This window comes from Arthrobacter sp. BG5, from assembly GCF_056680155.1.
This window is the reverse complement of record NZ_CM155268.1, coordinates 519,753-537,104: the sequence shown is the minus strand read 5'-3', so window position 1 is coordinate 537,104 and position 17,352 is coordinate 519,753. Positions and strand designations below refer to the sequence as shown.

At 68.8% G+C, this 17,352-nt stretch carries 15 protein-coding genes, 2 tRNA genes and 1 riboswitch; of the genes, 16 read left to right on the top strand and 1 reads right to left on the bottom strand.

The window, feature by feature from the left end; all coding sequences use genetic code 11:
- The first annotated feature begins 2 nt into the window (after positions 1–2).
- From AC1MBE_RS02375 to ndk, 3 genes are read left to right on the top strand one after another with little or no spacing between them, the layout of a single operon-like run.
- Complete coding sequence (locus tag AC1MBE_RS02375; RefSeq protein WP_479780597.1) at positions 3–1,361, top strand: bifunctional folylpolyglutamate synthase/dihydrofolate synthase; 1,359 nt, start codon at positions 3–5, stop codon at positions 1,359–1,361.
- A 3-nt stretch (positions 1,362–1,364) separates the two neighbouring features.
- On the top strand, positions 1,365–1,808 hold the full coding sequence (locus AC1MBE_RS02370; protein WP_479780595.1) for a DUF4233 domain-containing protein: 444 nt from the start codon (positions 1,365–1,367) through the stop codon (positions 1,806–1,808).
- 37 nt (positions 1,809–1,845) lie between these two features.
- Positions 1,846–2,259 carry a nucleoside-diphosphate kinase gene (gene ndk, locus AC1MBE_RS02365; RefSeq protein WP_479780593.1) on the top strand — a complete coding sequence of 138 codons (414 nt, stop codon included), beginning with the start codon at positions 1,846–1,848 and terminating at the stop codon, positions 2,257–2,259.
- Between the two features lie 101 nt (positions 2,260–2,360).
- On the opposite strand, the gene AC1MBE_RS02360 is transcribed toward ndk, so the two are convergent.
- The gene (locus AC1MBE_RS02360; protein ID WP_346960284.1) at positions 2,361–3,032 is read right to left on the bottom strand and encodes a vitamin K epoxide reductase family protein; all 672 of its coding nucleotides are present in this window, start codon (positions 3,030–3,032) and stop codon (positions 2,361–2,363) included.
- Between the two features lie 476 nt (positions 3,033–3,508).
- Between AC1MBE_RS02360 and AC1MBE_RS02355 the strand changes: the two genes are divergently transcribed.
- The 13 genes from AC1MBE_RS02355 to AC1MBE_RS02295 all read left to right on the top strand — a co-directional run bounded on the left by AC1MBE_RS02355 (position 3,509) and on the right by AC1MBE_RS02295 (position 17,344).
- A complete protein-coding gene (locus AC1MBE_RS02355; RefSeq protein ID WP_479780591.1) occupies positions 3,509–6,907 on the top strand; it encodes an Rne/Rng family ribonuclease in 3,399 nt (1,132 codons plus the stop codon).
- 157 nt (positions 6,908–7,064) lie between these two features.
- A riboswitch (TPP riboswitch) is annotated at positions 7,065–7,162 on the top strand.
- A complete protein-coding gene (locus tag AC1MBE_RS02350; protein WP_479780589.1) occupies positions 7,152–8,795 on the top strand; it encodes a bifunctional hydroxymethylpyrimidine kinase/phosphomethylpyrimidine kinase in 1,644 nt (547 codons plus the stop codon). It overlaps the preceding riboswitch by 11 nt.
- Positions 8,796–9,163: 368 nt before the next feature.
- Complete coding sequence (gene rplU / locus AC1MBE_RS02345; RefSeq protein ID WP_138770443.1) at positions 9,164–9,472, top strand: 50S ribosomal protein L21; 309 nt, start codon at positions 9,164–9,166, stop codon at positions 9,470–9,472.
- 61 nt (positions 9,473–9,533) lie between these two features.
- Positions 9,534–9,797 (top strand): 50S ribosomal protein L27, encoded by a 264-nt coding sequence (rpmA, locus tag AC1MBE_RS02340; RefSeq protein ID WP_009372867.1) that lies wholly within the window; start codon positions 9,534–9,536, stop codon positions 9,795–9,797.
- A gap of 115 nt (positions 9,798–9,912) precedes the next feature.
- Entirely contained in the window at positions 9,913–11,502 is a 1,590-nt protein-coding gene (gene obgE / locus AC1MBE_RS02335) for a GTPase ObgE (RefSeq protein ID WP_479780587.1), read from the top strand.
- On the top strand, positions 11,492–12,643 hold the full coding sequence (gene proB / locus AC1MBE_RS02330; protein WP_479782435.1) for a glutamate 5-kinase: 1,152 nt from the start codon (positions 11,492–11,494) through the stop codon (positions 12,641–12,643). The genes obgE and proB overlap by 11 nt, the downstream gene beginning before the upstream one ends.
- Before the next feature lie 26 nt (positions 12,644–12,669).
- On the top strand, positions 12,670–14,004 hold the full coding sequence (locus AC1MBE_RS02325; RefSeq protein ID WP_479780585.1) for a glutamate-5-semialdehyde dehydrogenase: 1,335 nt from the start codon (positions 12,670–12,672) through the stop codon (positions 14,002–14,004).
- Between the two features lie 90 nt (positions 14,005–14,094).
- Positions 14,095–14,328: a hypothetical protein gene (locus tag AC1MBE_RS02320; RefSeq protein ID WP_346960289.1), complete on the top strand. Its 234-nt coding sequence runs from the start codon at positions 14,095–14,097 to the stop codon at positions 14,326–14,328.
- Positions 14,329–14,383: 55 nt separating this feature from the next.
- Positions 14,384–15,013, top strand: a complete 630-nt coding sequence (nadD, locus tag AC1MBE_RS02315; RefSeq protein WP_479782433.1) for a nicotinate-nucleotide adenylyltransferase — start codon at positions 14,384–14,386, stop codon at positions 15,011–15,013.
- 7 nt (positions 15,014–15,020) lie between these two features.
- Positions 15,021–16,358 (top strand): hypothetical protein, encoded by a 1,338-nt coding sequence (locus AC1MBE_RS02310; RefSeq protein ID WP_479780583.1) that lies wholly within the window; start codon positions 15,021–15,023, stop codon positions 16,356–16,358.
- A gap of 136 nt (positions 16,359–16,494) precedes the next feature.
- A complete protein-coding gene (gene rsfS, locus AC1MBE_RS02305; protein WP_479780581.1) occupies positions 16,495–16,896 on the top strand; it encodes a ribosome silencing factor in 402 nt (133 codons plus the stop codon).
- A gap of 118 nt (positions 16,897–17,014) precedes the next feature.
- Positions 17,015–17,087 (top strand) — tRNA-Ala (locus AC1MBE_RS02300).
- Positions 17,088–17,271: 184 nt separating this feature from the next.
- A tRNA-Ala gene (locus AC1MBE_RS02295) sits at positions 17,272–17,344 on the top strand.
- The last annotated feature ends 8 nt before the right edge of the window (positions 17,345–17,352 follow it).

Genomic DNA, 17,352 nt, shown 5'->3' with positions numbered 1-17,352 from the left:
CCATGACCGACGAATTTTCCGTAGAGAGCGTCTACGCCGAGCTGCTGGGCCGGGCGCCGGAAAACAAGATGGAGCCGCGGCTAGCCCCGCTGCACCGGGCCATGGACATCCTGGGGGAGCCGAACAAGGCGTTCCCGATCATCCACATCACCGGCACCAACGGCAAGACCTCAACGGCCCGGATGATCGAGGCCGGCCTGCGCGCCCACGGGCTGAGCACCGGCCGGTACACGAGCCCGCACTTGTCCAAGGTCACCGAGCGGATCAGCATCGACGGCGAACCCGTCCCGGATGAGACCTTCGTCCGGATCTGGGACGAGATCCGCCCGTACCTGGAAATCGTGGACAGCGAGCTCGTCGCCGAGGGCCAGCCCCGGCTGACCTACTTCGAGTGCCTGACAATCCTGGGCTTCGCGATCTTCGCGGACCAGCCGGTCAACGTTGCCGTGATCGAGGTCGGCCTCGGCGGCATCACCGATGCCACCAACGTCGGCGACGGTCAGGTCGCCGTGATCACCCCGATTTCGCTGGACCACACGGAGCTGCTCGGCGAAACCACCGAGGACATTGCCTACGAAAAGGCCGGCATCATCAAGCCCGGCGGTTTCCTGATCAGCGCCGCGCAGCCCGTCGACGCGGCCCAGGTGCTGCTGGAAAAGGCCAAGGAAGCGAACGTGCCGTTCCGCTTCGAAGGCGTGGAGTTCGGCGTCGAATCCCGCACCGTCGCCGTCGGCGGCCAAATGGTGAACATCCAGGGCATCGCGGGACGCTACGAGGATCTGCTGGTGCCGCTGCACGGCGCGCACCAGGCGGAGAACGCCGCCGTCGCGATCGCGGCCCTGGAAGCCTTCTTCGGCGCCGAAAAGCCGCTCGACGCCGATGTGCTGCAGGAAGCCTTCGCGTCGGTCACCTCGCCGGGGCGGCTGGAAGTGCTCCGGACCGCGCCGACCATCATCGTGGACGCCGCACACAACCCGGAGGGCGTCCGGGTCTCCGCCGAGGCCATCCACGAGGCGTTCAGCTTCAGCAAGCTGGTGGTGGTGGTGGGTGTCCTGAAGGAAAAGGACGCCGAGGAAATCCTCCGCCAGCTCAAGGAGTCCCTGGGCGACCTCGCCTCGGACTACTGCTTCACCCAGTCCAACTCGCCCCGCGCCGTCCCGGCCGAGGACCTGGCCGAACTCGCCCTGGACCTGGGCTTCGGCGAGGACAACATCCACGTCGCCGAGAAGCTCGACGACGCCCTCGAGTGGGCCGTGGAGCGTGCCGAGTCCAACGACGACCTGGCCGGCGGGATCCTCGTCACCGGGTCCATCACGCTCGTGGCCGAGGCCCGGATCCTGCTCGGAAAGACCGAGGCGTAACCCATGGCAAAACTCACCAAGGCCCAGCGCGAGTGGCGCCCGGGCATGCCCAAAAAACGCCGTTCCACCAAGGTTATGTTCGCCTCCACGGTGTTGCTGCTGGAGGCCTTCGTGGCACTCTTCGGCACCCTGGCGGTCTTCGGCCTGCGCCGCGGCGAGCTGCCGCCGCTGCTGGTCTTCGGCGTCGGCATCGGCCTGAGCGTGGTGCTGGTGCTGACCTGCGCGGTCCTCTCCAAGCCGTGGGGCGTGGCCCTGGGCTGGATCCTGCAGCTGCTGCTGATCCTCACCGGCTTTGTGGAACCCACGATGTTCGTGGTGGGCGGCCTGTTCGCAATCACCTGGTGGTACGGCATCCGGACCGGCATCCGGATCGACCGGGAGTCGGCCCAGCGCGAACGCGAGCAGGCGGCCTGGGAAGCCGCGAACCCCGACGGTCAGAGCAACTAGACTTGTCCCGAACCCCAACCAACAAATTGGAGCACTTGTGAGCACTGAGCGCACCCTAGTCCTGATCAAGCCCGACGGCGTCGCCCGCAACCTGACCGGCAGCATCATCGCCCGGATCGAAGCCAAGGGCTACGCCCTGGCCGAGCTGAAGAAGGTCAACGCCAGCCGCGAGCTCCTCGAACAGCACTACGAAGAGCACGTCGGCAAGCCGTTCTACGAGCCGCTGGTCGAGTTCATGCTCAGCGGTCCGGTCGTCGCGGCGATCTTCGAAGGCCACCGCGTCATCGAGGGCTTCCGCTCGCTCGCCGGCACCACCGACCCGACGACGGCGGCCCCCGGCACCATCCGCGGCGACTTCGGCCGCGACTGGGGCGTCAAGGTCCAGCAGAACCTGGTCCACGGCTCCGACTCGGCCGAGTCCGCCGAACGCGAGATCAGCATCTGGTTCTAACCCGCCCGGCGCACCTCACCGAGGTGACAGTTAAGGCCAATGTTCGCGACGAACATTGGCCTTAACTGTCACCTCGCGGCGGTTAACCGGGCTCTGCCGGATTAGTAGCCGGAGGTTCCGATGAAGACCTGGATGAAGGCGAAGAAGATGGTGGCGACCACGGCGACGTAGAGCAGCGCGGTCAGGATCCAGCCGGAGTCGGCCAGGATCCGGGTGGCTGCGGCGGGCATCCGGATGACGCCGTGGCTGACGTTGCGGACGGTCACCCAGACGAACAGCGGGATCATGGCGGCCCAGACGATCATGCAGAACGGGCAGAGGATGTGGATCGAGTACAGCGCCTGGGACCAGAGCCACACCACGAACGCGAAGCCCAACGTCACGCCGGCCTGCAGCCCGAGCCAGTACCAGCGGGCAAAGCTGGCCCCGGCAAGGATGCCCATCGCCGTAGTGATGACGACGGCGAACGCGACGATCCCGATGAACATGTTGGGGAATCCAAAAACCGAACTCTGCCAGGTCTGCATCACCTGCCCGCAGGAAATCCACGGGTTCACATCGCAGACCGTGACGTGGCTGGGATCCTTCAGGACCTCCAGCTTCTCCAGCACCAGCGTGCCGGACGCGAGCCAACCGACCACGCCGGTGATCAGCAGGAGCCAGGCAAACGGCCGGTCACGCGTCATCAGGGGCAGCGGGCGCTCCGCAGCGGCCGCACCGGCGCCGCGCTCGTGGGCGGTCACGTCGTCGGGGGCGTGGGAGATGCTGGGCATGGAATTTCAGTCCTTTGCGTCGGGTGCTCTTGGCCCGATTGTATCGCCGGAGGCTGGATGTACCCGGGTCGCCGTCGTGCCGTCAGCAGTGATTCGGTCCACGACGCGGACCGGATGACCCGCTTACCTATGCTTTCGCGGCTCCTGTGAGACAATGAACCTGGCTGGGACGCGATCCACATTCGGGTTTCAGTCCGGCGACTTTGTTTGCAAGACCGCCAATGATGAGCAGGGCATACTTCGGGTCCCTCGATCCGGCCTATCCCGCAATGCCATTGGACGGCACCTGGTTGTGACACATGGGATCAACGGGTTCAGAACAAGCTCGCCGGCCTTCCAGGGCTGCCGCACCCCACTGCCGGTGCGAACCTGAAGGTATCCAATTGACTTCTGTCAATGCCCGCGGGTGTTGACAAATATTTGCCCCCACGGGTGCCGAATGTGGCGGTACATCAGGGGCAGGAGTGTCGCCACATATGGATAATGACCAGCTAGTAGCCGGTAACAACGAAGCACTCGTTACCGAAGAAGCACCGGAAACCGCCGCCGCAACGGAGGCTCCCAAGAAGGCCACCAGGACCCGCCGCAAGGCGGCCCCGAAGCCGGAAGCCGCAGAGACGGCAGCCGCGTCCGACGTCGTCGCTGACGCCGGCGCCCTCCCGGACGGCACCGACGCCGCCCCGGAAGCCAAGGCCCCGGCCCGCCGGAGCCGGTCGCGCAGGAAGACCGACGCCGACGTCCCTGCCGCAAGCGACGACGCCGCCGCCGCAACGGACATTGCGGCTACCGCGGCTGCAGCCGTTGAGGCGCCCGCGGAGCCGGCAACAGCGGAAGCCGCACCGGAGAAGCCGGTCCGCCGCCGCGCCTCCCGCGCCAAGGCCGCCCCGGCCGCCGTGGAGGCCGAAGCAGTGCAGAACGAAGTAGCCGCTGTGACCGATGCCGCCGCCCCCGCCGAAGCAGCCGCAGCCGCGCCGGCCGCCGCCGAAACTCCGGCAGCAGAGTCCGATGAAACCGCGGCCGAGGCCGGCGCGGAAGCCCCCGCGCTGTTCCTCGCACCCGGCGCTGTCACCTCGATGATCTTCCAGGCCCCGGACCTGAGCACCGTCGTGCGCCCGGCCCCGGTGGTGGCAGAGGAAACCGAAGAAGAAGACGAAGAAGAAGAGGTCGAGGGCGACGACGCCGGCAGCCGCCGTCGGCGCCGCAGCCGCGGACGCCGCGGCCGCACCCGCGCCGCCGGCGAAGCCGACACCGATACCGAAGGCGCTGACGAGAGCACCGAGGAAACCGGCGAGGATTCCGAAGGCACCCTCGAAGAGGGCGTGACCTCGCGCCGCCGCCGCCGTCGCCGCCGCGGCGAACAGGACCTTGAACTGACCGGCGGCGGGGACGACGATCCGCCCAACACGGTGACCCGTGTCCGGGCGCCGCGCGCGGTCAGCGAGGCCCCGGTCAACAACCGCGTCACCTCCGTCAAGGGCTCCACCCGCCTGGAGGCCAAGAAGCAGCGCCGCCGCGAGTCCCGCGACACGGGCCGCCGCCGCACCGTTATCACCGAGGCCGAGTTCCTGGCCCGCCGCGAATCCGTGGACCGCCAGATGATCGTCCGGCAGCGCGACGACAGAATCCAAATCGGTGTCCTGGAAGACGGTGTGCTGGCCGAGCACTTCGTCTCCAAGACCCAGCAGGATTCCCTGATTGGCAACGTCTACCTGGGCAAGGTCCAGAACGTGCTGCCGTCCATGGAAGCCGCCTTTGTCGACATCGGACGCGGCCGCAACGCCGTGCTGTACGCCGGCGAAGTCAACTGGGACGCCGTGAACCTCGAAGGCAAGCAGCGCCGGATCGAAAACGCGCTCAAGTCCGGCGACTCCGTGCTCGTCCAGGTCACCAAGGACCCGGTCGGCCACAAGGGTGCCCGGCTGACCAGCCAGATCTCGCTGCCCGGCCGCTACCTCGTGTACGTGCCCGGCGGTTCCATGACCGGCATCTCCCGCAAGCTGCCCGACGTTGAGCGCAACCGGCTCAAGCGGATCCTCAAGGACCGCCTGCCGGAGGACGCCGGCGTAATCGTCCGCACCGCGGCCGAGGGCGCCTCGGAGGAAGAGCTGACGCATGACATCAACCGTCTGCGCGCGCAGTGGGAAGGCATCGAGAGCCAGTCCACGTCCACCAAGATCCTCGCCCCGGAGCTGCTCTACGGCGAACCGGACCTGACCATCAAGGTGGTCCGCGACGTCTTCAACGAGGACTTCTCCAAGCTGATCGTTTCCGGCGAGGAAGCCTGGGACACCATTGAGGCCTACGTCACCTACGTGGCTCCGGACCTGGTGGGCCGGCTTGAGAAGTGGACCAAGGACACGGACATCTTCGCTGCGTGGCGCATCGATGAGCAGATCCACAAGGCCCTGGACCGCAAGGTCTTCCTGCCCTCCGGCGGCTCCCTGGTGATCGACCGCACCGAAGCCATGACCGTGGTGGACGTCAACACCGGCAAGTTCACCGGCAGCGGCGGCAACCTCGAGGAAACCGTCACCAAGAACAACCTGGAAGCGGCCGAGGAAGTCGTCCGGCAGCTGCGGCTGCGCGACATCGGCGGCATCATCGTGATCGACTTCATCGACATGGTGCTGGAATCCAACCGCGACCTCGTGCTGCGCCGCATGGTGGAGTGCCTCGGCCGGGACCGGACCAAGCACCAGGTCGCCGAGGTGACCTCGCTGGGGCTCGTGCAGATGACCCGCAAGCGGATGGGCACCGGGCTGCTGGAGGTCTTCGGCGAACAGTGCGAGGCCTGCGCCGGCCGCGGCATCGTCACCCACGACGAACCGGTCGAACACCGCCGCGCCAACACCGTCGCCGCGGAACACCACGTCCCGCGGACCGAGCACCAGCCCGCCGCCCGCACGGAGCGCAAGCGCCGCCGCGGCAAGAGCGGCCAGGGAGCCGGCGAGTCCATGCCGGCCGCCCCCGCCGCGGCGCACGCCGAGCCCACCGAGGCTGAGCGCCACGCCAAGGCAGAAGCGACCCGCGCCGCGTTGGCCAACATCGCCGCCGCCGCGCACGCCGCCCACTTGCACGACGGCGAAGCGACAGCAGCGCCCGACGCCGAAACCCGGCAGGCCGCCCTCGATGCGGCCGTGGAGCTGGCTTCGACGGAGGAGGCAGCCGGGCGTCCCGCCGCTGTGCTGACCTTCGGCGGCGAGCAGGTGGCCCTGCCGTTCGTCGAGCACGCGGAGGAGACCCCGCAGCCCGCGCTGACCCTGGACCTGCTCACCGAGGCATTCGCCAACCTGGGCGACGCCGAGGCCGCCAAGCCTGCCGCAGCGGCCCCGGCCGCGGCGGAAACTGTAGCGCCGGAACCGGCTGCACGGGCCGCGGAGCTCCCCGCGGCGGAACCCGCGGCGCCGGTTGCAGCGGCACCGTCCCGCGCCACCCGCGGCCGTGGCCGTGCCCAGACAGCACGGATCCAGCCGCCGAGTGTCCGGAACCGGGAGGCCCAGGCCACCCCCCGGCAGGAAGCGCCCAAGGCACCCGCGGCTCAGGCCCAGGCGCCCGCAACACAGGCACCCGTCCGCCGGGAACCTGCCAAGGCACCCGCGGCGCAGGCGCCCGCAGCACCGGCAACGCAGGCGCCGGCCCGCCAGGCTGCGGCAGCGGAGAGCTCCGCACCCCGCCGGGTGCGCCGGAACCGAAGCGCCAGCCGGGCCCAGGGAGCCGCCAACGAGACGTCTGTGCAGCAGCGCGCGGCCACTCCGTCGGCTGCCGCCGGATCGGTCCATGAGGCCAAGGCGCCGGAGCCGGTGAAGGAGGCCGCGAAGCCCGCGGCCAACGAGCCGATCATCCTCGGCGTCGGCGTACCGGCGTCGGAGCTGTAGGACTCAGCAGACACCACGGCCCGCGGGTATCGTGCGGAATCGACGTAACATCGGTCGGTCCGGGCGGTACCCGCGAGCCCGTTAAGGGGCGTCCGCCAGGGGGCGCCGTCACGGAGGGTGCGGACGGGGGAGTTGCCGGCGGGGAACGCTAGGCTGGGGAACTGACACGGGGTGCCGCGCATCGAGCCGGCTGAGATCCAGACCCGTTGAACCTGTCCGGTTAGCACCGGCGAAGGGATGTCTCTTGTCTTCATCGACCCAGCCGCAACCAACCCGGCCAGCCGCAACCCGCCCGGCATCCATCCTGCAGTCCGCCTTCCCGGACCAGGAGCCCGCGGAAGCCGCCGCAGCCACACTGCCGCGGATTCCGCGGGTGCTGGCGATCGCCGGTTCGGACCCTTCCGGCGGCGCCGGCATCCAGGCGGACCTGAAGAGCATCGCCGCGAACGGCGGCTACGGGATGGCCGTCATCACGGCGCTGACGGCCCAGAACACCCGGGGCGTCCGCTCCGTCCACGTGCCGCCGGCGTCCTTCCTGACGGCCCAGCTGGAGGCAGTAAGCGACGACATCACCATCGATGCGGTCAAAATCGGCATGCTCGGCGACGCCGCAGTGATCGACGCCGTCCGGGCCTGGCTTCAGAAGGTCCGGCCCGCCGTCGTGGTCGTGGACCCGGTAATGGTGGCCACCAGCGGCGACCGGCTGCTGCAGGAATCCGCCGAAGCGGCCCTGCGCTCCCTGCTCCCGCTGGCCGACCTCATCACCCCGAACCTGGCCGAACTGGCCATGCTGCTGGACGAACCGCCCGCCGCGGACTGGGCCGGGGCGCTGGAACAGGGCAAGCGGCTCGCCGCCCAGGCCGGCACCACGGTGCTGGTCAAGGGCGGCCACCTCGCCGACGGCCAGGAAAGCGAAGAAGGCGGCCGCGACGACGGCGGCGGCTGCCCGGACGCACTGGTGAACACCGGAGGACTGCTCGGCCAGGAAACGGTGGTCGTGCCGGGCGAGCGGATCGCCACCCGCAACAGCCACGGCACCGGCTGCTCGCTGTCTTCGGCACTGGCCACGGTGCAGGCGCGGGCGGGGGACTGGGAGGCGGCTCTGCGCGAGGTCAAGCCCTGGCTGCTGGGTGCGCTGCGGGAATCCGGTCGCCTCGGCGTCGGATCCGGCAACGGCCCCGTGCACCATTTCCACCACCTTCAGCCAGCCGCACCGGCCCTGACACAGCTGCCCGCCAAGGGTGGCTTCGCAGCGGCCCTCGCCGGGCACGCGGCGGCAGGACTGGACGCGATCTACAGCCTGGACTTCATCCGCGGGCTCGCCGACGGAAGCTTGCCGGAGCAGGAGTTCGCTTACTACCTCAGCCAGGACGCCCTGTACCTGAACGGCTACTCCCGGGTGCTGTCCCGCGCCGCCGCCCTCGCGCCGTCGGAAGCCGAACAGCTCTTCTGGTCCCGTTCGGCGCAGCAGTGCCTCGAAGTCGAATCCGAACTGCACCGGAACTGGCTGGCCGGCCGCGCGGCGGAAACGCGGCCGGGACCGGTCACCAAGGCCTACGTGGACCACCTCCACGCGGCATCGCTCGCCGGCAGCTACGGCGTGCTGGCCGCGGCGGCGCTGCCGTGTTTCTGGCTCTACGCCGAGGTCGGCGCCACGCTGCATCGCGAGTTCCTCGCTGCGGGCGCCCCGGCGGCGCACCCCTACGCGGAGTGGCTGAGCACCTACGCGGACGAGGCCTTCGCGGAGGCGACCCGGCAAGCGATCAGGTACACCGACGCCGCGGGCCGCGGGGGCTCCGAGGCGGAGCGACGCGCCATGGCAGAAGCCTTCGAGCACTCCTGCCGGTATGAGGTGGAATTCTTCGACGCGCCGAGGCTGCACGCCTGAGCCGGCCCGGGCGATGCAGCCGGTAAGATAATGGGGCGCGGTTCCGGAAGGTCGCTGCGGCACCACAGCTTGGGCCCCCTGGGCACATGGTGTGGCGCCTGTCACGCACTACTCGCCGGGACCAGCCTCGTTTGCGGCCGAAGGCAAAATTAGCGTAGTCTAGATCTTCGGTGCTTACGCCAACACTTGGGTTATGACCCTGAGGAACAGTTCACCCGCCCTGCGGGCAGGACTTTCCACGGGATAGCTCATGGGTTCCCCCGGGGAATCCACCGGCGTTGAGGCACAGCGTGAGCCGGTCCGAACACTTCGGCCCCAGGTTCCGCACGCAAATCTAGTAATAAACGTCGAGAGAAGTGAGTTCCCCAGTGGTGTACGCGATTGTCCGCGCAGGCGGCCGCCAAGAGAAGGTTTCCGTTGGAGACTTCGTTACCCTGAACCGCGTCCCCGGTGGAGCCGGCAGCACCTTTGAGTTGCCCGCACTGCTCCTGGTGGACGGTGACAAGGTCACGACTGCAGCCAAGGACCTGGCCAAGGTAACGGTTACGGCTGAGATCCTGGAAGACCTCCGTGGTCCCAAGATCGTCATCCAGAAGTTCAAGAACAAGACCGGTTACAAGAAGCGCCAGGGTCACCGTCAGGAACTGACCAAGGTCAAGATCACCGGTATCAAGTAACTCTTCGTTACTGATCTGGTTCCAACAGTTTCCCCAGAATTTTTGAAAGCAGGCATTTCAAATGGCACATAAAAAAGGCGCGAGCTCCACTCGCAACGGTCGTGACTCCAACGCCCAGTACCTTGGCGTCAAGCGCTTCGGCGGCCAGGTAGTTTCCGCAGGCGAGATCATCGTCCGCCAGCGTGGCACCCACTTCCACCCGGGCGCCGGCGTTGGCCGCGGCGGCGACGACACCCTGTTCGCCCTGACCCCCGGTGCTGTCGAGTTCGGCACCCGCCGTGGTCGTCGCGTTGTGAACATCGTGGCTGCTGCAGCTGCAGAGTAACAACAAGTTCTAAATCGGTGGGGCGGGCCAATAGGTCCGCTCCACCGGTGTTTTAACCGCATTACAATCATCTTGGGCCCCTGCGGACCTGAGGAACAGCACTGAGGAGATCCACGTGGCGAGCTTTGTAGACCGGGTAGTACTGCACGTATCCGGCGGTACCGGCGGCCACGGCTGTGTCTCCGTCCACCGCGAGAAGTTCAAGCCCCTCGGCGGCCCCGACGGCGGCAACGGCGGCAACGGCGGCGACGTCATCCTGCGCGTGGATCCGCAGACCACCACCCTGCTCGACTACCACCACGCCCCGCACCGGCACGCCACCAACGGCGGCCCCGGCATGGGCGACTGGCGCGGCGGCAAGAACGGCGAAACCCTCGTCCTCCCGGTCCCCGAGGGTACGGTCGTCAAGAGCAAGGACGGCACCGTCCTCGCCGACATGGTCGGCGAAGGCACTGAGTTCATCGCCGCGGCCGGCGGCATCGGCGGCCTCGGCAACGCCGCCCTGTCCTCGCAGAAGCGCCGCGCCCCCGGCTTCGCGCTCCTCGGCATCGAAGGCGAATCCAGCGACATCGTCCTGGAGCTGAAGTCCATCGCGGACATCGCCCTGGTCGGCTTCCCGTCCGCGGGTAAGTCCAGCCTGATCGCGGCGATGTCGGCCGCGCGGCCGAAGATCGCCGACTACCCCTTCACCACCCTGATCCCCAACCTCGGCGTCGTGCAGGCCGGCGACGTCCGGTTCACCATCGCCGACGTCCCGGGCCTGATCGAAGGTGCCAGCGAGGGCAAGGGCCTGGGGCACCACTTCCTGCGCCACGTCGAGCGCTGCGCCGCGCTGGTGCACGTGCTGGACTGCGGCACGCTGGAGTCGGACCGCGACCCGCTCTCGGACCTCGCCGTGATCGAAGCCGAGCTTGAAAAGTACGCCGTGGACATGAGCTACGCCGGCTCCGACGGTGAAGTCGTGCCGCTGAACCACCGTCCCCGCCTCATCGCCCTGAACAAGGTCGATCTGCCGGACGGCAAGGACATGGCCGAATTCGTCCGCCCGGAACTGGAAAAGCGCGGCTACAAGGTCTTCGAAATTTCCGCGACCAGCCACGAGGGACTCCGCCAGCTCGGCTTCGCCATGGCCGAGATCGTCAAGGCCGCCCGCGACGCGGTGGCCGCGGCGCCGCCCAAGGTCCAGGCCCCCGTGCTGCGTCCGCGCGCCGTCAATGAGAGCGGCTTCACGATCCGCCGCGAAGAGAAGAACCTGGAACCGCTGTTCCGCGTGCTGGGCGACAAGCCCGTGCGCTGGGTCAAGCAGACCGACTTCACCAACGAGGAAGCCATCGGCTACCTCGCCGACCGCCTGGCCAAGCTGGGCGTCGAGAACGAACTGTTCAAGCAGGGCGCCAAGCCCGGCGACACGGTCGTCATCGGCGAGGACGACGGCGTCGTCTTCGACTGGGAGCCGACCATGATGGCCGGCGCCGAGCTGCTGGCTTCCCCGCGCGGCACTGACGTGCGCTTCGCCGACATCGGCGACCGCCCCACGCGCGGCCAGAAGCGCGAGGACCAGCAGGAACGCCGCGACGCCAAGGCCGCGGCCCGTGCCGAGCTGGAGGCCGAGCGCAAGGCCGGTATCTGGACCGAATCGGTCAGTGCCCGCCGCGCGCCGCAGCCGCTCAAGGAGAGTGGACTCGGCGAAGCCGATGACGAGTAACGCCGTCGTCGACCCCGGAGCTGCAGCCGCGCCCAGCCGCGCGCTGCTCTCCGGCGCCCGCCGGATCGTGGTCAAGGTGGGGTCCTCCTCGCTGACGTCCATCAAGGGCGGCATCGCCGAGGAAGCCCTCACCGACCTCGCCGACGCCCTGGCGCACAAGCGCAACGCGGGCACCGAGATCATCCTGGTCTCCTCCGGGGCGATCGCCGCCGGGCTGGCGCCGCTGGGACTGGAAAAACGCCCCCGCGACCTCGCCACCCAGCAGGCCGCCGCGAGCGTCGGCCAGGGCCTGCTGATGGCCCGCTATACCCACGCGTTCGGCGCACACGGCGTCACAGTAAGCCAGGTGCTGCTGACCGCGGACGACTTCATGCGCCGCAGCCAGCACACCAACGCCTTCCGCGCGCTGGATCGGCTGCTGAACCTTGGCGTGGTCCCGGTGGTCAATGAGAACGACACCGTCGCGACCCACGAGATCCGCTTCGGCGACAACGACCGGCTCGCGGCCCTGGTGGCGCACCTGGTCCGCGCCGACGCCCTGGTGCTGCTTTCCGACGTCGATTCGCTCTACGACGGGCCGCCCTCGCACGGAGCCAAGCGGATCCCGCACGTCGCCGGTCCGCAGGACCTTGACGGTGTCTCGATCGGCAGCACCGGCAAGGCAGGGGTCGGCACCGGCGGCATGGTCACCAAGGTCGAAGCCGCCTCCATCGCCGCCGGATCCGGGATCCACGCCCTCGTCACCTCCACCGCGAACGCCGCCGCCGCGCTGGCGGGGGAGGACGTGGGAACCTGGTTCTCCGTCAACGGCTCCCGCAAGCCGATCCGGCTGCTCTGGCTCGCCCACCTGGCGTCCGTCCAGGGGACGCTGGTGCTCGACGACGGCGCCGTCCGCGCCGTGCGGGACCGCCACACCTCGCTGCTGCCCGCCGGGATTTCCGCCGTGCACGGCGACTTCGAAGCCGGCGACGCCGTCGAGATGGTCGGCGCCGACGGGACCGTGATTGCCCGCGGCCTGGTGAACTACGGCGCCGCCGAACTGCCGCAGATGCTGGGCCGCTCCACCCGCGAACTCGGCAAGGCGCTGGGTCGCGGCTATGACCGTGAAGTTGTTCATGTTGACGACCTGGTGCTGGTCTAAGCCCTCCGCTCGCCTAAACTTGGAGCATGACTGAGGCTCTGATTTCGCACCCCGACCTGCCGGTTTCCGACGCCCCCTCCGCGGGCCTGCCGCCGGCCGCGACGGACATCGAAGCCGCCGTGCACGCCATCGCCGACCGGTCCCGGACCGCGTCCCGCCGGATGGCCCGCGCCAACCGGGCCTGGAAGGACCGCGGCCTGCGCGCCGTCGGCGCCGCGCTGCTGGAGCAGCAGGGCCGGATCCTGGCCGCCAACGCTAAGGACGTCGACGCCGGCCGCGCCAACGGCACCTCGGCGGCGCTGCTGGACCGCCTCACCCTCACCGAAGCCCGCGTGCAGGCCCTGGCCGCCGCGCTGGAAAACCTGGCCAACCTGCCGGACCCGGTAGGCAATGTGGTCCGCGGCCAGACCCTGCCGAACGGGCTGCGGCTACGCCAGGTCAACGTGCCCATGGGTGTGGTCGCGGCGATCTACGAGGCGCGCCCCAACGTCACCGTGGACATCGCCGGACTGGCCCTCAAGAGCGGCAACGCCGTGATCCTGCGCGGCGGAAGCGCCGCCGCCGCCACCAACGAGGCACTTGTCGGCATCCTGCGCGACGCCCTCGACTCCGTCGGCCTGCCCGCCGACGCCGTGCAGAGCGTGGACCAGTACGGCCGTGACGGCGCGAACGTCCTGATGCGCGCCCGGGGCCGCGTCGACGTGCTGATTCCGCGCGGCGGACGGGAGCTGATCCAGACCGTGGTCACGAACTCCTCGGTGCCGGTCATTGAGACCGGGGAGGGCAACGTGCACATCTTCCTCGACGCCTCGGCGGACGAAGAGATGGCTGTCGAGATCCTGCTCAACGCCAAGACCCAGCGCCCCAGCGTCTGCAACACCGTGGAGACGCTGCTGGTCCATTCCGGGTCCACCGTGCTGCCTGCCGTCGCCGCCGCCCTGCGCGCCGCCGGCGTCACGCTGCACACGGACGACCGGATCCGCGCTGCGCTGCCGGCCGCCGTGGACTCGGTGCCCGCCACCGAGGCGGACTGGGCCACCGAATACATGGACCTGGACCTGGCGGTCGCCATGGTGGACAGCCTGGACGAGGCAGTGCAGCACATCCGCACCTGGTCCACCGGGCACACCGAGGCCATCCTGACCAACGACCTGGCCAACGCCGAGCGTTTCATCGCGGAGGTGGATTCGGCCGCCGTGATCGTGAACGCCTCCACGCGCTTCACCGACGGCGGGGAGCTGGGCCTCGGCGCCGAGGTGGGGATTTCGACGCAGAAGCTGCACGCCCGCGGCCCGATGGGGCTGACCGAGCTCACCACCACGAAGTGGATCGTGCAGGGCGAAGGCCAGGTCCGGGCCTAGCAACGCGGTAACATGGAACAGAAGCCAGGAACGGCGGGGCCTCCGTCGTCGCAAAACCGCAATTAATTTGTGAACTCACTAGGGGAGAACATGCTGTTTCAGCAGATCGCCACATCCATTGCCGCAGCCGGCGAACACGAGGAACTCGCGCCGCTCATTGCGCCGCCGTTCGTTATTGGCGGCTCCATGTTCGTGATCCTGCTGGTCCTGATGTTCATCACGCTCTCCTACGGCAACCTCGGCAAGCGCCACGAGGCCGTCGAGGAGCACGCGGACCCGCACCGCCAGCACCCGAACAAGCACGACCACGGCCAAGGCCACTAATATTTCCGCCACAGTGAAGCAGCACGGCGCGAAGCGCCGCCTGCGGCTGGGTGTGATGGGCGGCACCTTTGATCCGATCCATCACGGCCACCTCGTCGCGGCCAGTGAGGTCGCGGCGAAGTTCGGCCTTGACGAAGTGGTGTTCGTTCCCACCGGCCAGCCCTGGCAGAAGAGCAGCCGGAAGGTCAGCGAGGCCGAGCACCGCTACCTCATGACCGTCATCGCCACCGCGTCGAATCCGCGCTTCACCGTGAGCCGGGTCGACGTCGACCGTCCCGGCCCCACCTACACCATCGACACCCTCCGGGACCTGCGCACGCTACGGCCGGACGCCGACCTGTTCTTCATCACCGGCGCCGACGCACTCGCGCAGATCCTGTCCTGGAAGGACATCGACGAGCTATGGTCGCTGGCGCATTTTGTCGGCGTGACCCGTCCCGGGCATGTGCTGGACGGCATGGGCCGGGATGACGTGAGCCTGCTTGAGGTCCCCGCCATGGCCATCTCGTCCACCGATTGCCGGGCCCGCGTCGCCGCCGGAAACCCCGTCTGGTACCTCGTGCCCGACGGCGTGGTCCAGTACATCGCCAAGTACGACCTGTATGACGACCAGCCCGATCCTGAGGGGGACCTCCAGGAGCCACGGGCCGCCCTCGAGACAAACCAAACCGCCAGCACCGAATGAGCCTTCAATGAGTCAGGAACAGTCTCCCATCCGCAGCCGCCGCGAATTGCGTCAGGCCAGGGATGAGCGCCAGCAAGTGACGCCGGGCGCCGGCACCACGGGTGCCGGCGCAGGTCAGGCTGCCCGCGCCCGGGACGGCTCAGGACCCGGGTCCCGGCCGGCCGGCGCGAATCCCGCCACGTCCGGGCGTCCGGAGGAACCGACCGAGGCCGAGACCACCGGCCGCCGCCGCATCCCGGGCCCGGTTGACTCGGTCCGGACCACGTCCGCCGCCGAACGGTCCTCGCAGATCCGGGCCCGCGACCGCGCCGCCTTGCGCACCATCAAAGACCTCGCGGAAAAAGAAGGCCAGCTTTCACCCGGCGGCGCCCCCACGCGCCGCCAGCTCCGGCTCCAGCAGCTGGCCGAAGAGACCGCCCCCGCCACCTCGGCCAATCCGATCGTGCCGATGCCGTCGCCGCGGACCCGCTCGCACCCGGTGGTAGGGACAGCTGCCAAGCCGCCGGCCGGCCAGGACAGCCCGGCCGGGACGGCCGCCACCGCGCCGGAGGCTGAGGAAGCGCCGCCGCAGGGCGCCGGCGCGCCCGGCCCGGGCGGCAAGCTGCCGGAGGGGATGAGCGTCGAGCAGGCCCTCGCCGCGCGTGAGCTCCTCGCCGAGCAGGCCCGCAACCAGGTCGCGAAGATGGAACACATCGCCGCCACGGATCCGGACGCCGTCAACCCGGAAATACTGGCTGAGCAGATTGCCCTGGCCGAACGCGCCGCCGTGCTGAACCGGCGGGCGGCCGCGAAGCAAAAGCTGGCAGCGCAGAACAGCCAGCCGTCCCAGCCCCGCAGCGAACCCCAGAAGAACGCCCCCTCGACAGCCAGCAACCTGGCCATGGTCACCCCGCTGGAATTTGTCGAGGTCCCCGGCGTGGAGCGGCCGGTCATGAAGCGCCCTGCCACGTCGTACGTCCCGCTGGTCACCAACTCCAGCCCCAAGGTCCAGACACCGCGCACCCCGCGCCGGCCCGGCCCGTCCCGGAAGCGGGACGCCGGTCCGGAGAACAGCCGTGCCGGTGTGCTGGCCCGAGCCGAGGCGGCCGCGCAGGCCGCAACGGTCCGCCGCCCGGCCGCGGCAGCCGCCCCGGACAACTCCGGGGCTGCTGTGGCGGAGGAGGACTTCGCCGCCCGTCCGCCGGTCGCTGCCAACTCCGCCTACGGGCTGGACCCGCTGGACGCCGCCACCGCGGGCCTCGGCCGGGCACGGCGCCTGCGCGCCCTCCAGCTCGGTGTCCTGGCCCTCGGAGTCCTGGCGCTCATTGCCGGCATCATCCTGATCATCACCGGGTTGGCCCACTAGCCCCTGCGCTGCAGCCGCCAGCAGGCCGCCCCGGCCGCCGGGTTCGCGTCCCGGCGGAACAGCCCTCCCGACCACACAGCTTTTCCAGATCAACAGCTTTTATTTTCAACAGTTTTCACTTTCAACAAGGAGTCCCGTGACTGCAACCGATTCATCCATCGCCACAGCCCGCCACGCAGCCCGCGCTGCCGCGGAAAAACTGGCCGACGACATTGTCGCCCTCGACGTTAGCGAGCGGCTTGCCCTGGCGGACGTCTTCCTGATCGCCTCCGCGCCGTCCGAACGCCAGGTCAACGCCATCGTCGACGGCATCGAGGATGAACTGTCCAAGTTCGACCTCAAGCCCGTGCGCCGCGAAGGCCGCTCCGGCGGACGCTGGGTGCTCCTGGATTACGCCGACGTCGTCATCCACGTCCAGCACGAGGAAGACCGCGTGTTCTACGCCCTGGAGCGCCTTTGGAAGGACTGCCCCGTGGTGGACCTGCAGCTCGGCGACGACGCCTCGGCCAAGGCAACCGCCGCCACCGACGCCGAGTAGGAGGCACGGTACCAGCCGGCGCAAAACCCTGAATATGCCCGATTTGGAATTTTCAGAAGTGCTGATCTAAGATATTTGAGTTGCTTCGGAGAGAACGAGTTCGGAGCAGCGAAAATTCGGGGCTGTGGCGCAGCTGGTAGCGCACCTGCATGGCATGCAGGGGGTCAGGGGTTCGAGTCCCCTCAGCTCCACCGGATTATCCGCCGGAATCGCAAGATTCCGGCGGATTTTTTTATTCCTCCGCGGCAGTGCGCCGCCGCTGAAGCGCTGGAGCGACACACCGCGCGCCGATTCGCGTCGGCGGCAAATGTAGATTAAGATAATCAGGTTGCTTGATCGAACCGGCTTCTTGAGGGTTGGGTCAACGACACGTTTGGGGCTGTGGCGCAGCTGGTAGCGCACCTGCATGGCATGCAGGGGGTCAGGGGTTCGAGTCCCCTCAGCTCCACCGGACGA

Bases quoted from the DNA above. Each gene is read 5' to 3' on its own strand.
- AC1MBE_RS02375 (WP_479780597.1), top strand. From the start codon at position 3: ATGACCGACGAATTTTCCGTAGAGAGCGTCTACGCCGAGCTGCTGGGC.
- AC1MBE_RS02370 (WP_479780595.1), top strand. From the start codon at position 1,365: ATGGCAAAACTCACCAAGGCCCAGCGCGAGTGGCGCCCGGGCATGCCC.
- AC1MBE_RS02360 (WP_346960284.1), bottom strand. From the start codon at position 3,032: ATGCCCAGCATCTCCCACGCCCCCGACGACGTGACCGCCCACGAGCGC.
- AC1MBE_RS02355 (WP_479780591.1), top strand. From the start codon at position 3,509: ATGGATAATGACCAGCTAGTAGCCGGTAACAACGAAGCACTCGTTACC.
- rpmA (WP_009372867.1), top strand. From the start codon at position 9,534: ATGGCACATAAAAAAGGCGCGAGCTCCACTCGCAACGGTCGTGACTCC.
- proB (WP_479782435.1), top strand. From the start codon at position 11,492: ATGACGAGTAACGCCGTCGTCGACCCCGGAGCTGCAGCCGCGCCCAGC.
- AC1MBE_RS02325 (WP_479780585.1), top strand. From the start codon at position 12,670: ATGACTGAGGCTCTGATTTCGCACCCCGACCTGCCGGTTTCCGACGCC.
- AC1MBE_RS02320 (WP_346960289.1), top strand. From the start codon at position 14,095: ATGCTGTTTCAGCAGATCGCCACATCCATTGCCGCAGCCGGCGAACAC.
- nadD (WP_479782433.1), top strand. From the start codon at position 14,384: ATGGGCGGCACCTTTGATCCGATCCATCACGGCCACCTCGTCGCGGCC.
- AC1MBE_RS02310 (WP_479780583.1), top strand. From the start codon at position 15,021: ATGAGTCAGGAACAGTCTCCCATCCGCAGCCGCCGCGAATTGCGTCAG.